The sequence below is a fragment of the Paenibacillus sp. FSL E2-0151 genome (assembly GCF_037993015.1).
GTDB classification, from domain to species: Bacteria; Bacillota; Bacilli; order Paenibacillales; family Paenibacillaceae; genus Paenibacillus; species Paenibacillus amylolyticus.
Genome location: NZ_CP150308.1, coordinates 5,261,355 through 5,276,994 on the forward strand (window position 1 = coordinate 5,261,355; position 15,640 = coordinate 5,276,994).

10 protein-coding genes are annotated in these 15,640 nt (G+C 45.7%); 3 read left to right on the top strand and 7 right to left on the bottom strand.

Annotated features, from left to right (window positions below; translation table 11 throughout):
* Nucleotides 1-148 precede the first annotated feature (148 nt).
* The gene (locus tag MHI55_RS23535) at nt 149-3,688 is read right to left on the bottom strand and encodes an S-layer homology domain-containing protein (RefSeq protein ID WP_340387194.1); all 3,540 of its coding nucleotides are present in this window, start codon (nt 3,686-3,688) and stop codon (nt 149-151) included.
* A gap of 607 nt (nt 3,689-4,295) precedes the next feature.
* Here MHI55_RS23535 and MHI55_RS23540 point away from each other — a divergent pair.
* Both MHI55_RS23540 and MHI55_RS23545 read left to right on the top strand, forming a co-directional pair.
* Nucleotides 4,296-5,252: a hypothetical protein gene (locus MHI55_RS23540; protein ID WP_340387196.1), complete on the top strand. Its 957-nt coding sequence runs from the start codon at nt 4,296-4,298 to the stop codon at nt 5,250-5,252.
* Between the two features lie 17 nt (nt 5,253-5,269).
* A complete protein-coding gene (locus MHI55_RS23545) occupies nt 5,270-5,614 on the top strand; it encodes a hypothetical protein (protein ID WP_340387198.1) in 345 nt (114 codons plus the stop codon).
* Nucleotides 5,615-5,744: 130 nt separating this feature from the next.
* On the opposite strand, the gene MHI55_RS23550 is transcribed toward MHI55_RS23545, so the two are convergent.
* On the bottom strand, nt 5,745-6,206 hold the full coding sequence (locus tag MHI55_RS23550; RefSeq protein WP_340387200.1) for a MarR family transcriptional regulator: 462 nt from the start codon (nt 6,204-6,206) through the stop codon (nt 5,745-5,747).
* Nucleotides 6,207-6,341: 135 nt separating this feature from the next.
* On the opposite strand from MHI55_RS23550, the gene MHI55_RS23555 reads away from it, so the two are divergent.
* A complete protein-coding gene (locus MHI55_RS23555) occupies nt 6,342-7,220 on the top strand; it encodes an SDR family NAD(P)-dependent oxidoreductase (RefSeq protein ID WP_340387202.1) in 879 nt (292 codons plus the stop codon).
* 70 nt (nt 7,221-7,290) lie between these two features.
* On the opposite strand, the gene MHI55_RS23560 is transcribed toward MHI55_RS23555, so the two are convergent.
* The 5 genes from MHI55_RS23560 to MHI55_RS23580 all read right to left on the bottom strand — a co-directional run bounded on the left by MHI55_RS23560 (nt 7,291) and on the right by MHI55_RS23580 (nt 15,621).
* Nucleotides 7,291-8,118: a sugar phosphate isomerase/epimerase family protein gene (locus MHI55_RS23560; RefSeq protein ID WP_340387204.1), complete on the bottom strand. Its 828-nt coding sequence runs from the start codon at nt 8,116-8,118 to the stop codon at nt 7,291-7,293.
* 146 nt (nt 8,119-8,264) lie between these two features.
* The gene (locus MHI55_RS23565; protein ID WP_340387206.1) at nt 8,265-9,587 is read right to left on the bottom strand and encodes an LLM class flavin-dependent oxidoreductase; all 1,323 of its coding nucleotides are present in this window, start codon (nt 9,585-9,587) and stop codon (nt 8,265-8,267) included.
* Nucleotides 9,569-10,765 (bottom strand): MFS transporter, encoded by a 1,197-nt coding sequence (locus MHI55_RS23570; RefSeq protein ID WP_340387208.1) that lies wholly within the window; start codon nt 10,763-10,765, stop codon nt 9,569-9,571. Before MHI55_RS23570 ends, MHI55_RS23565 begins: the two co-directional genes overlap by 19 nt.
* Before the next feature lie 154 nt (nt 10,766-10,919).
* Nucleotides 10,920-11,945 (bottom strand): hypothetical protein, encoded by a 1,026-nt coding sequence (locus MHI55_RS23575; RefSeq protein ID WP_047843967.1) that lies wholly within the window; start codon nt 11,943-11,945, stop codon nt 10,920-10,922.
* Nucleotides 11,938-15,621, bottom strand: coding sequence for an amino acid adenylation domain-containing protein (locus tag MHI55_RS23580; RefSeq protein WP_340387210.1), 3,684 nt, complete (start codon nt 15,619-15,621; stop codon nt 11,938-11,940). The genes MHI55_RS23575 and MHI55_RS23580 overlap by 8 nt, the downstream gene beginning before the upstream one ends.
* Nucleotides 15,622-15,640 lie beyond the last annotated feature (19 nt).

Sequence of the window (15,640 nt, forward strand, 5' to 3'; positions counted from 1 at the left end):
CGTGAATTACAGCAATGGACCTTCTTACATGCCACCCCCGAAGAGATGAGCAACTCTTAATCTCAAAAAAACTGATACCCCAAAAGGATATCAGTTTTTTATCTACATTATATCTGCTGTAAATACGGTTAATTCTCTTTGTTACTTCTTACACGTACATGGCCAGCAACAAGTTATAGATCATCGTCGCAGCTTCCGCTCGGGTCGTTTCACTTCCTGCACGAACCGTATGGTCCGAATATCCACTCACAATCTTGGCCTGCACCGCTGCATCCAGTGCTTCTTGTGCCCAAGATGGCGTCTGCGATGCATCAGTGAAACTTGGTTTAACGGATGTATTACCAGACATTCCGGCTTGTGCATCTGAACTTACTTTCAGCGCATTCGCCATCATGACAGCCATCTCGGCACGGGTAATGGTCCGATCAGGCTTAAATGTGTTATCACCATAGCCTTTCACGATTCCGGCTTGCACGGCTGCGGCAATATCACCTTTTGCCCAGTCTGGCAGACTACCTTGATCTGCAAATGTCAGATCCGAATCCACGGACTTCAATGCCAGTGCCTTACTGAGCAACGTAACAAACTCTGCCCGTGTGATCTTCTTCGATGGTTGGAACGTACCATCTGTGTAACCTTGAATCACGTTCATGCCCAACAAACGATCTGCGTAGCCGGAAGCCCAGTGTCCATTCAGATCAGACAGATTCACCGGTGTGTAACTGGACACAACGAATGTACCCAGATGATTAACATTGGCCGTTATGCTTCCTGCTGCATTCATCTTGCCACCGATAAATACCCAGCTCTGACGAGCTTCATTATAGTAATAGATTGCAGGTTGGGTACCGTTAGGCAGATCTGCCGAATCCACATTCAGGCTCAATGCCGCCTGATCATTCAATGTTCTTCCGCCACTGCGGCTGATCTGTACAGCTTGTCCAAGTACATTCAGGGAAGCTGTATTCTGCAACTTGTCCTTGGCAACCACAGACACTTGCAGTGTATCCTTGGAACCAATGGCTCCCGATGGAACATTGAATTGCACGATGTCTTTCAAACTCGTTTGGACCGGCTGATTCGCTTCCACCTCTACCTTCACTTCAGTGGATGAATCTGACCCCGTTTCCGGATTGGTTGGTGTGGTTGGAACGGTAGGCGTTGTTGGCACACTTGGTGTGTTTCCTCCAGAATTCCCACCAGAGTTGCCTCCATTACCTCCACCTGAACCCCCGCCACCATTGCCTGAGCGGGCTTGTACAGTCACGGTACGGATAACTTCCTGTGCCGCGTTACCAGCGATATCCTTCACGTTATACCGAAGGGTGTAGATCCCTGCTGCTTGTGTGTTCACCGAGCCATCCACCTGCACGGAACCACGGATGCCGACATTATCAGAAGCCTGTGCTCCAGGCTCGTTGTACGTATCTCCTACGTTCAGCGTCATCTGGCTGCTACCTTGCAGGGTGATGACGGGAATCTCACGGTCTATTTTAATGACCAGAGGTAAAGTATACGTTTGTTCCAGATCGTCTGTTGCTCGGAATAAAAGGTTGTGCTCTCCCGGCTCCGTTACCTCCAAAGGTGTATTCTCTGTATAAAGTTCATACGTCTGCCCTCCATCACGGGACAACTCGATAATTGCGGAAGTAGCAGGCGCGTATACTGCGCTGGTTACACTAACCGTTACGGACTGGTTCGTCCATGTATCCGTGTGATACGGCTGGCCGTCAGCGGTAGTCATGTTGCTTTTTAATACCAGCGCCTGATTATTCTTGCCTTCCACAATGACAGTGAACGTTTTGGGTTGTGACTCCGTGCCACGTTGCACGGTTGCCGTCAGTTCCAATCGCTCATTATTGTCCGGTTGCGTTAGCAGCTTGCCCTCGTTATTCATTAGTTCCGGGTTGGAGCTGGACCAGCTAATCGTTGCACCATGCTTCCCTTCAACAGGAAGGGTAAGATCGGAATGGACCGCGTTCAGATCGCCCAGATCGATTGCTTGAAGCGTATCGGTTACCGCCTGTACATCACTGTAAGGTGTGGCACTCACGAAGATTGGGTTAGAGTAGAACCACAGATCGCGATAGTTGCTATCGTTAATTTGATTAAAACGAGTCGTTGCATCAGCTGTCGTATTTTTCGGATCAAGCTGCGGTTCACCATTTACAGTCTCACCTGTCACGTTCATGCCCAGATTCGTACCGCGCAAGCGGAAATACTTGTCCTGGTCTGTAGCTTTGATCTTGGTTGTGATGACATTATAGCCTTCGGCATCTGTCGTCCAATCGTTGGATGTGAAGGTAGCCAGTACTTTGGTAGAGTCGTTGGTGTCTTTGGTATATGCGGCTGTACCCTTCTGGGCCTTGGCTGTCACATCCCCAGCGATGAGATCAACGTGATCCACCACGGGTACTTGTCCAGCGGACGTACCACTGTTGATTGGATTTTCATAGTTGTTGCTCGTCGTTGGACTCTTGAAGCGAATCTTCAGCTCTACTTCATCGCCTTGAGTCACATTAAGGTCTCCGCCCATCTCAACCTGAGCACCCGCTCCGGAAGCTGTAAAGTCCAGTGCGTTGATCAGGTCGCCGAATACAGAAAATGATTTCCCCGAACGCAGTCCATCCAGAACAGCCTGCATGCCTGTACCCTCAACCCAGGAATAAGTCTTGGCATATTCGCCCGGAAAATAACCACTGGAATTCGTGCCAATCGTCTTGAAGTGGTAATCCGAATTGCCATAGTTCCAGAAGTGACGTCCTTCTCCAAGCAATGCATCCCATAGTCCGCCAACCCTGGCGACCATATAGTCTACACCGCCGTATGTGCGGTATTTGTATCCATCATCTGCGGTCGGATTAGCTACATTGTAGCTTGTGTTGTACCCTCCACGATCCGGTTCCATCTGGTTACCCAGCATGCCTTCGATACCAAATACCACTTGTGGAGCCAGATCGTTGAACTCACGGAAGTCCGCGACGGTATATTTGTTTTTGCCGCGTGAAGGGTGGTTGATCATCGCATAACTTGTCATTGGATAGTTCGTTGCGAGCCAATTGATGGCGGTTAGGGCATCCTGATGAGTCGTGTACGCACGCCCTCCGTTCTGATCCCATTTGGTTACGTCCGCCGCATTAAACAGGTTCGCTGCGCGATTCGTGAAACGGTATTCGAATTCCTTGGCAGCGTTCAGCGCTTCGGTTGAGTTAGGCTCATCCGTAAGAATCCCCACCCCAACATGTTCATGTGTCGGCATGTCCCATTCGAAACCGGAAAAGATCGTTTTACCTGCGTATTTGCCTGCATCCTGAAGTGCCTTGATCTGTGGTACCTGATATTCATTCATCCCTTGAGACATGGGGATTGACCCACTTGGAATGTCTACGCCGTTGTGATCTCGCTTGGATAACCGCAAATGATCCGTAAGCGCGATCCAGTCCAGCCCATATTTTGTTAAACCCGCATCGAGCACGTTCTCCAGTGAAACCTGTGCATCATCAGACTCAAACGTATGTACATGCAAATCTCCCGTTTGCCAAGAACCTGTTGCCGAGCTGTTGACTGGCGAGCTATCTCCCGCATCTGCATACGTTATCGCAGCAGGGAAAGCTCCCATGACCATCCCTGTAGCCAAGGGTATAAGTGTAAGTATAGCGAGCATTTTCTTGCCTGTATTAATGAACAAAATCATCCCACCACCCGTTCTGAGTTGTTGTGTCGGGAGTAAATATAAGAGACTTTTGGGGGCAGGGTCAACGGCCTGGAAGCATGTATTTAAAATTTTACATATACCTGCATTCTTTCATATTCCGTTAAAGGTTTTTCTAACTTATCCTAACGAAGTTATACTCTATACTGCTCCATATTGGGGGAGTGAATCTAGGGATAACGCTGCAAATAGGAGGTGATACAAAATTCAGAGATTGTTCACGATTCAGGAAAGTTCCACCACTGCTGTGGATCATTAGGAGGAGAACTGGCGTAGGAGAAATGATGATAATGAGAAACTAGTGGGTTTTGTAAAAAAATCAGAATGACGTATACGCTGAGTATAGAAAAAAGTACCCACGAACTACAGGCATAATATGCCATGAAGCCGCAGGTACTTTGGGTTGAGCGGGATTTTGTATCAGCATTTACATCTTTACTTTTGTGAACTGGTAGTGTGTTATTTGTGAAATCAGACCTATCTCCACTTTATATTTAAACTGGAAAAATACGATACATAAACCGATAATGTGAAGATGGCGAACAACGCAAAGATCATTATACATTGAAGGAGTTGCACACTTTTGAAAAGATTCTATCTAGGTTTTGGATTAACGATTATCGTTATCATTGTACTATTATCAAGCTCTACTCCAACAGAAGCAGCATCGAAGAAAGTAAACTTAAAATTGTCAGATGGAGGGACGTACTATGGTGAAGTTTTAAACGGGAAACCTCATGGTAAAGGAACCGCAAGATGGGGAGAAACCGAAGTTTACTCTGGAGATTGGGTGAGTGGTAAGCGGCAAGGAAAAGGCAAGTATACATATACATTAGTTGAAGGTGGAGGTGTCCCCTTTGAGGATTACAATGAATCTAATATGGGCCATGGAACAGGTGAATTCACTACAAAAACCTACACCGGATCATGGATTAATGATACATATCATGGTAAAGGAAAAGAAATTACGCAATGGTTAGAAGTACAGTATCTTACTTCTGATGGCAAGGTTTACCCTGTACATGACCGTTACAACAACACCATTAACGATGGAACATTCAATCAGGGCAAGATGTCTCAGGGATATTACGCAATCCACTCTTCAGATACTGTCTCACTAGGATATACTGATCATACGACTACGATTACTCTCAAAAATGATTATTTCAACGAAAAGTTAACTGGGGATAAGGACTTTTTTGACACGATTATCAATTATAACAAGAAACACGGTTCTTCTGAAAAATATATTGGGATTAAACCATCCGAATTCTCCAAAGGTACATTAACTAGTGGCAAATTCACGGGGGTTACGCATCTAATCGATTATAGTGATTCAGTTAGTTATTCTAAACAAGTCATAATGAACGATAACGTATTAAAAGAGAATCACATAACATCTGCCGTCTTTGATAAGGATCGCAAGAAAATCATTAATGAATTCCTGCAAGCTATTAGGCCCTATTCAGTCAAAATCAATACCATCTCTAACGAGATTATGTCATTAAAAGACATTAACTATGAGGAAATGATTCCCTAGGTAGTGGGGGTCACAAAATGAGAAAAAAGCGATGGATTGTGAGCATAGTCATTTTGATTATCATACTTTTTATGAGCGAATTGATGATATTGTCTTCAGGAAAGGTTGGAGTTCTCAACATAACGCAGAGAGTTATTTCAGGTGCACCTCATGTTATCGTTCAAGGGCAAACACTGTCTTACCAAGGTAAGGTTCATTGGGAGGATATCCAAAGTAGTATCGAAGAATATTCCGTAAGCGATGAAGGAACGGTCTTGTATAAAGCACTAGGCACCCCCGTCCCCCCACCTTGGATATATGTGAGAAAAGGAAACCATCAGGGTTTCCGATATAAAATCCCGCAGCTTCCCTGGAAACTATAAAATGATCTGAGAACTTCACGAGCGGGCATCACCAGATGTCCGCTTGTGCTATGAATTTGTAGTCTACCTCGCTCAATGGTGACATCTCCTATGGTTCAGGTATCAAATACAATCCACACTATTGTTCCTCTCACTTTTCTTCCAATCCGTTAAACTGCCTGAGCATGGCGGTGAAACGCTCCAGTTCCTTATCATCCCATCTGGATATACGGTCATAAAAAGCTGACTCCTTCTCCTCGAGCGCACCAACCGTCGATTGTTGACCAAGTTCCGTAAGAGATAGTAACACCCCGCGCCGATCCTTGGGGTCTTGCTCTTTGCTAACATATCCCGACTTTTCAAGTTGTTTGATTAATCGGCTGACCGAGCTGCGGTCCATTGCATTCGCTTCTGCCAAAGCCGCGGCACTTGTTGGGCCATAGGAGTAGAGCCACCGTACCAGTTGAAAAGCGGCAGGTTGCAGGTTCGCATCAAAACGCTCGGCAGATCGAACGTTAAGCGCATGCGAAGCACTGATCAGTGCATGAATCTGCTCACCCAGCGCTAGCTCGAGGGTTGCTCTATCTTTGGTTTTGACTGGATTTTCACTCATTATTGTTAACTCCCTCTCCCTGAAACATGAAAGTAGACTCCTGAAATATAGTTGACAAATATCAATTAATATTTATAGTTGATTTATGTCCATTATATAATTCCGAATCTATTCGTGTCAAAAGGAGCTCTTCTTATGAGAACTAAACATCCCATTATTGTAATTACCGGAGCAACAAGCGGTTTAGGGCAGCTTTCAGCCATGGAACTCGCCAAACGCGGGGCACATCTTATACTCACAGCCCGAAGCAAGGAACGTGCCGAGGCTACCAGGTACAAAATCCAGGAAATCATGCCTTCTGCCAAAATCGAATTTTTCTATGGAGACTTGTCCTTACTGAGTGATGTAAAACGTGTTGGGCTTGAGATTGCAGCCGCTTATCCGCGTATAGACGTACTTTTGAATAATGCCGGACTTCATGCTTTTGAACAGAGAGTCACGTCCGAAGGATATGCCGAGATGATTGCCGTCAACTATTTGGCACCTTGGCTGTTAACGCACACATTGCAATCCTCCCTGATTCAGTCGGGCCATGCCCGTGTCGTCAATGTTGCATCTGAAGCTTCGCGGAATCACGGCACTCTGGTGTTGCCAGATGACTTAACGGATATCACTCCATTTACTGCACGTGGTTCCTCTCCAATCTATGGCAAAACCAAACTGCTCAATATTATGTTTACTGGTGAACTAGCCAGACAATGGCGCGGAACCGGAATTCGCGTAAATGCCTTGAACCCTGGCTTTAATGTTACGGGTCTTGGACGAGAGCTATGGTTTGCAAGTGTGCTTGAACGCATGTTAACCTTTTTGCATATTGGCGACCCACGCCGGGGTGCGGATATCATTACTCGTTTGGCTGTGGATTCGAAGTATGGCGAGGTTTCGGGAGGTTATTTCAATGTGGGAACTGGAGCATCTATTGTACCTATACATCCTGGCGGAGATGAGGCCATGCAAAACAGACTGTGGATCGTTACAAAACAACTGATGAAAGATCACGGCGTGCTAGATTAATTGAACAAGAACAGGGGTGTTCCATAAGCCAGAAACATAGCTAGGAACACCCCCTCCTTTTTTCAGTACCTTAGATTGCCGCGAATACCTTGTCAAAACCTGCTTTCGTCTTAGCGAACAGTTCACTCGTACTTAGGGTCGGCGCTGGAGTTAGTACTTCCTGAGCCACCACACCATTGTAGCCAATCGCCTGCAGGTTTCTCAGAAATCCACTAAGATCAATAACCCCTTCGCCGGGGTATAAACGCTCATAATCCAGTAATTCCTCGATCGGCAAATCATAAGCATCGTTGATATGCACATGAACAATCTGCTCTTTCTTCAGCTTTAAGAGATCTTCCATCGGTAAACCATTCGTTTGCCAGTGATAGGAATCTACCAGTAAACCTACGTTAGGCGCATGGATCGTCTCGATCCAGTCCAGCGTATCTTCCACACGCCAGATAAACGGATTCTTCCACTGCGTCCGCAAATGGTGGCAGCCAACAAACTCCAGACCCAACTTAATCCCGTAAGCGTCCAAGATATCTGCGCAGAGTCTCAAGCGTTTCGTAGCCGCAGCCATAAATTGTGCTGCCGGTTGATCCGTTGAGGGTAAAATATACGTGCAACAGCTGTAACAGTCCAGCGAAGCAGAAGCTTCTGCCATAGCGACCAACGATTGCAATCCCTCACGAAACTGCTCATCTGTCGTCCGCCACTCTACCGTCAGACCCGATGAACCGATGATCACCTGATTGCTTTCCAACAGATGTTGCGCTTGTTCTTTACCATACGTTTCAATCAATGAGAGCGGATTCAAATCTACAGATCCGAATCCGTGCTTGGCCGCATCTATAATATATTGTTCATCAGACTCGATGTTGCCCAGTCCCGCATTCGTTAACCCTCTAATCATCCCAATCTCCTCCTGTGACTCGTCTGGAATTGCAGCTTGTGTATCATTTTCTTTATCATTTTATAATAGCAGTACTCTCCGAAAAAGAAACCATCAAAAAAGAGCCGCAACAACGTTACCTTAACGTCATTACCGCTCTATCTTTTCTATCTAACACTCTCCAACGTATACCGATTACGCGGAATCTCAAGACCCAGATTCTCCCGAAGCGTCTCATGTTCATACTCCGTACGAAACAGCCCTCGTTCTTGCAGAACCGGAACAACTAGCTCCACAAAATCTTCCAAGCCATTGGGCACCACGGTACGAACATTGAATCCGTCTGCCGCTTCGCCTTCAAACCATTCCTGAATCCGATCTGCGATCTGATCCGGTGTACCAATGAACGATGTACGTGGAGTGGATGCCAGCAATGCCACTTGACGCAAGGTCAGCCTTTGTTCTCGTGCCTGCTGCTTGATTTTGTCTGTTGTACTGCGGAAGCTGTTGCTGCCAATCTCCCCAATCTCGGGGAAAGGTTCGTCCAGCGCGTGCTGGGAGAAGTCATAATGATCGAAGTAACGTCCCAGATAATTCAACGCCTGATCAATATTCACCAGTTCGGCAATTTCCTGATATTTCTGCTCCGCCTCTTCCTCCGTTCTGCCCACAATCGGGCCGATGCCAGGGAAGATCAGGATATCTTCTGCCTTGCGTCCATAAGCCACCGCTCTTGCCTTCACATCCCGGTAGAACTCCCTTGCTTCCTCCAGCGTCTCATGTCCTGTGTAGACGGCATCCGCCGATCGGGCAGCCAGATCTTTACCAGATTCAGATGAGCCCGCCTGAAAAATCACCGGATGCCCCTGCTTCGAACGCCCTACATTAAGCGGACCCTGTACCGAGAAGTGCGCTCCCTTGTGATTCAGCGTATGTAACTTGGCAGGATCGAAAAATACGCCCTGTTCCTTGTCTCCGATAAAGGCATCGTCCTCCCAGGAATTCCACAGGCCTTTGACCACATTCAAATGTTCTTCCGCAATTTCGTAGCGTAGCGCATGGTTCGGATGTTCGCCTTTGCCAAAGTTCAGTGCCGAACCTTCCAGAGGTGAAGTAACCACATTCCATCCGGCTCTCCCACCGCTTAATTGATCCAACGAGGCAAATTGCCGCGCAACCGTGAAAGGTTCACTATAGGAAGTAGACAATGTAGCAACCAGCCCGATGTGGGAAGTTGCCCCGGCGAGTGCGGACAGAAGCGTCAAAGGTTCGAAGCGATTGAGAAAATGAGGATTGGACTTCTCGTTGATGAAGAGGCCATCTGCAATAAAGAGCAGATCAAACTTCCCTTTTTCCGCGATACGCACCTGCTTCTTGTAGAACTCCAGACTAACGCTCGCGTTAATGGGAATATCCGGGTGACGCCAAAAGGAAATGCTGTTACCCACTCCGTTCAGATTAGCTCCCAACTTCAATTGTCGTTGCGACATATATATTCCTCCCTATGTTGTGGTGATGACACTGCCCAAGCCGCTCCAAGTAATACAATTCCTGTGAAGAGAAAAATAAACGGAATGCCGATCCATCCACCGAGAAAACCACCGATTAACGGTCCAAGTACAATACCGAACTGACTCGCCGTCTGGCTCAAACTGACAGCCCTCCCACGAAAATCGTGATCAGCATATTTGATGATCAGCGCATTAAGCGCCGGATAAACCGCGGCAAAGAATAGACCATAAACAAATCGCAGGCTGCCAAAATAAATCAGATTCGTTGCTGTCATTTGCAGCAGACTGCCAATTCCGCCGCCAATCAGACCAATAAACAGGGTTTTCTCGTATCCGATCCTTCCACCAATCTTCCCCCATCGCGGCCCCATAATGACCGTTGCCACACCAATCGCCGAGAAGACAATCCCTGCACTAAGTGTTGCACTGCCAACATCTCCGCTAATCTGAACCACATAGAGCGTCAGCACCGGTTCGATGATGAGCACGGAGGTCGAGACTAGGAGAATCAAACTGTAGATTCGAATCAAACCCGGCGTGGAAGCCGCTCTTTTCAAATCCCCTATGATCCTTGTTGGTACTATCGTACGAGCTTGTCGTGACTCCTTAACACCGAGGACCATCATAGCCGCGAGTAACGTAATGACAGCGGATGCAATGAAACATCCCCGCAGTCCGATCCAGTGACTCAACACACCACCGGCAAGAGGACCAAGAATCCCACCCGCAGCGCTGGCCGTGGAGATCACGCCAAGTGCATAACCCACCTGTTTCTCCGGAGTATTGGTGCCAATCAGTGTAATCGAGGCGGGATGAAAACCAGCCATGAGTCCCTGAAAGACCCTCACCGCGATAAACGTATACGGATCATACACAAAGAAGTTAGCCAGATGTGCAATGCCTAGCCCCACTCCGGAACGGACTAGCATCAGTTTGCTACCATATTTATCAGCCAGTGATCCCCAGAAGGGTGCGCATAATCCGCTGATCAGAAAGCTGATGGAGATCGAAATACCGGACCAAGCCTCCAAACCGCTCTGTATACCAAGATCATTTTGCAGAAATATAGGAAAGAACGGAACGGACAGCGAGTACGCCATATGATTGAAAAACAGGCCGAACCACAGAATATACAGATTTCTCTTCCATTGTGGCATCTTGGCATTCTCCATACTATATAATTCCTATATAAAAAGTAGGTTATTATCCATATTAGGGTAACGTCATCAGAAAGTATAATAGAAAAGTTCAATAGACCCATTCAAGAATTAAATGAATGGGTCTATCTTATCGGCGATACATCGTATTTAATTATTGTCCTAACTGTGATTGATACTCGTATTCGAATACATGTTTCATAATAGCCAATTCCATATTTTTCAATTCAATGATTTTATCAAGCATGACATCATACTTTTTGTATACACCCTGCTCCATGATGAATTCATTCATATACATGACCAGATTACGGAGTTTCAAAGCTTCGCTTACCAGTTCTTCCAATCGGATTTTTAACGAAGGATCGGGGAGAAAGTCAAGTATGGCTTGAGCAAGCAGTTGTTTATGTTCGTAAAGCAGGTGAAAAGGATGTATAGCAAACGGCTGATTTTGCATCCCTTTCTTCTGCATCCCCAGCATATCAATCATCTTATCGTATATTTCACTTCCAAGATAACGGTGATCCTTTCTCAGAATACTGCGAACTTGATTAGTCTCTCCTACGTATTCTTTCAAAATATTCATTAGATCCTCTTTGGAAAACTGGAGAACCGTTTCATAATAATATTCACTGGGTTCCTTATACTCATCTGTCTTTTCAATGGCCCATATTCCATTTAGGTAATCCGTAGACCATTCAGCATCGAAATTCGAATCTTGAATAACAGTAATCTCATCATAGGGAAGCCATTTCTCACCGTAGAATCCATCCCAAAAATCATGGCACAAAAACTCTTTACGATCCAAATCAAATCCAGAGATGAATACCTCATGTTTACCACCGCCAGGAATATTTCTCAGGAAATAAATATAATTATTCTTTTGAATTAGTTCCACTATAAAATCTTGCAGTTCCCACTGTTTTAAAATCATATCTCTATCGTACACCCTTGTAATCAACATAGGGCATGTCGACATTTTGAATTTGTGCCAAGGATAATATTGTGAACAGACGTCCAATCCATAGCCCCCTTCATCATTGTGACTCAGGATGACCAATAGAAAATTATGATAAATCCAGCTACGTGAACGCTTGTCCAAATCTAGCATCGAAAAGAGACTCGCATGATGTGGGTAGGTAGTCATTAAAGGCTCGTTCATTTGCAATTTTTTAATCATGACTGATCTCCAATCCTGAGCAATTTATTAAGTTATGCTTCTCCAGTTCATGAATGGCTTCCAGCTTGCTTGTGAATTTTCTCCACTGATTATGTGTCATATTCTCCCGATATACCGCCTTCGCCAGCACGTTACGTAACTCACTCCACTGATCCTGTATTGCCTGAGCAGCAGAAACAAGATCGGTATGATGTTCATATAACCGTTGCATACGATAGGTTTCGACCTTTTTGGCATTCACAATGTCTACAATGGATTGTAGAACAAGTTCAGCATAGGCCATATCAGGTGAATCTTCTTCATTGAACTGATACGTCTTCTGTATGAAGGACAGAAGATGACTCAGTTCCTGATTAATCTCTTCTGGTGTAACACGCACATGATCAATAAACATGTCACGCAGTTCTCCCAGCATGATGTTGTTTCTTGTTTGTGAGACAGTCTCACAAGCTGAAAATGCGTAGAACGTGGGTACTTCTTCTTCCTCCATGAAAAGTCGTACGAATCCTTCGTAAGCTTGTACAATATCATTCATAGGCATCTCCATCGGTTGATACGTGAGATTGTCCCGGTGATCATGTTCTATTACATGGAACACTTGCCGCTGGAGATCATACCCATAGATTAATAAGGAATGAGGCCAGTGGGTACGTAAGTACATGTCTTTGCGCAAGGACTCGTAATAACAGTCCACTCGGATAATTACTGGGCGGTTCAAATTAACCGCCTCCATAATATCTTTTCGTACATCCTCGCTGTAGGTCTTCGTTTCATAAGTTAGCCCCATACGTTCAATTAGCTGGGCATCTGATAATACAGCTTGATACTCTAATCGGAGTATGCCCTGATGTTCATCGAATCTATAGTGCATTCGGTCGTTGATCATCACAGGCAGTACACCAATAGAATAGAGGTTTAATACGGGAAAAAGTGAATTATAGAAGCAATTTTTGTAGAAAACATCATTAAACGGCTCTATTCCTGCGATGATAACTATTGGCCTATGGGAATGATGTAAGATAAGATGATCCGCTTCCGTCGTTGCCCCGACTTCTTCGGTAAATTGCTCCATTGCACCATCTGTCTCTGGCATATCCTGCTCTTCAAGAAGTATCTCTTTTTCAGAGTTATACTTATCCGCTTCATACCCCTTGTTTCCAAGCACTTCAGCCAGTGATGCAATAGTCTCATGCCGCATCACTTCATCAGCAGTAAGCGGAATACTCTGCCTCTCCATATCGGCCTCAAGTTTGATGACATTCAGTGAATGCCCTCCAATTTCGAAGAAGCGGGCATGAACGTCAATCTCTTTCAATTGCAATAGATCCGACCACAATTCGGCGAGCACCTGCTCTAATGCATTGCGTGGAAGTGTAATATCTGTCCCTTCTCCCTGTAAGAGCAAGGGATCTGGAAGAGCCTTTCGGTCCAACTTCCCATTGGCCGTATATGGCATATGATCCAACATGGTGTATCTGGAGGGCAGCATATATTCAGGCAATTCTGTCAGCAAAAAAGATCGCAATTGCTCCTGATTGATACTTTGGCTCTCCGTTACTGTGTAATAGGCACATAACAGGGACTGCCCATCCTGATCTGATCGAACTGTGACCGCAGCAGCCGAGATAGCCGGGTACTGGAGCAACCTGTTCTCGATCTCCCCAAGTTCGATCCGATAACCACGTATTTTCACTTGAAAATCGGAACGACCCAGATACTCCAGATCTCCATTCGCATTGAGACGTGCGAGATCTCCTGTTTTATACATATAAGCGCCTTCATGAAAAGGATCTTTTACAAACCTCTCGGCCGTAAGCTCAGGTCTGTTCCAATAACCTCTGGCTACTCCATCTCCTGCGATGCATAACTCTCCCGTTGCTCCGATTGGCATATGCCGATGCCGCTTATCCAGAATATAAATACGGGTATTGACAATTGGATGACCAATCGAAATTGTCGTGGTATGCGAAAGTTCCTTAATGCTCGACCATATTGTTGTTTCTGTGGGACCATACATATTGTAGATTCGGGCAGAGGTCACCCCCGCGACCTCCTCATACAAGGCATACGGTAGAGCTTCCCCTCCAATCATCAATGTTTGAATTACGCTCCACACCGGTGAATTGACTGTAAGCCCAATCTGAAGCATTCGCAGACGAGAAGGAGTTATTTGTATTAATTCAATGTTGTGAGTAACAATTAGATGCGCAATACGGCTTGGACTTAACTGATCCTCCTCTACTGCCATTATCAGTGTTAACCCGTTAGCGAGTGCCCCGAGCGTTTCCAGTACAAAGATATCAAAGGAGAATGTTGTGAGGGCGAGAATTCGTTGGCCAGCTTCAAAAGGAATGCTGCGGGATACACCTTCCACAAAGTTTCTTAGTGCCCGATGTTCAATCATGACCCCTTTTGGCCTGCCTGTAGATCCGGAAGTATATATCAAATAAGCCAACTGCTCCGACGAAACAACTGGCAGTGAGAAATGTTGGTCATCCCATTCTTCCAAGTGAGAAATATCGATTATTTGGCCTTTGTATATGAGTGAGCCGATCAGATCGGGCTTCGTTAGCAAAATCTCAGCCTGGCTATCCTCCAGCATGAACTGCAAACGATTATTTGCATATGCGGGGTCCATCGGCATGTAAGCAGCCCCCGCCTTAAGTACACCCAGCATAGCCAAGAGCATGTCTTCCGATCGCGTTAACAGAATTCCTACAACGGCACCTGATCTTACTCCCTGAGCTAACAGGTATTTCGCAAGTTGATCTGATTTGCAATCCAAGCTTTGATAGGTAAGAATATTATCTCCGCAGATCACTGCGGGAATATCCGGCTGTTGTGCAGACCAAGACTGAATCATCTGGATGATTGAACGAACTTCAGGAAAACGTATCTCCGTATCATTCAGATGTTGAATAACCTGGTCTTCCTTGAGTGAGAGCATCTTTATATGATGTAATCCCTCATTTGGATGGGCTGTACAAATAGAGAGCACACGCATCACATGGTCTACAATCTGTTCAATGGTTTCTGGAGAATATAATGCGGCATTGTAATTCATGCGTAGCGCCAGCCCCACTTTAGACATTTGAAGTGAAAACACCATATCGGCTAGGGGGCCTGTTTCCTGTAAATTCTCCTGCATATTGTCCATTCGAACCACAGTGGCCACCCTTGGCGAGTCTGTCCCCTCATGACCAAGCAATTCAAGAATTTTCTCCAGCGAAAGATGGTTATACTTTTTGGCTGTACCCACAAGGGTACTGAGCTGAAGAACAAGCTCCTTAAAAGAACACTCTTCACCAAAATTGATGCGAATAGCACGTAGTTGACTTGAATTTGCTGCACCAGACGAAGCGGGAATACCTACAGTGATATCGTCATTGTCTAGATAACGGTGTAACACATATGTGACACCTGCCAGAAGAAGAATAAATGTCCCAGCTTCGGTGTTCCCGGAGATACGAAAGATTTGTTCTGAAACAGGTTGAGGAAATGCAAATTGCATCTCCTCAAACACTTGCTCACCCCATGTTCCCCTCGTTTTTTCACCAGGGAACATGCTGAATTGAAGGTCCCCCGAGAGATGGTTTAGCCAATATTGCTTCTCCTCTTCGAACTTTCGGCTCGATAATAGCAAATTTTGCATGAATGTACCTGGCTCTGCTGACAATTAGCACGCCTCCCATTCT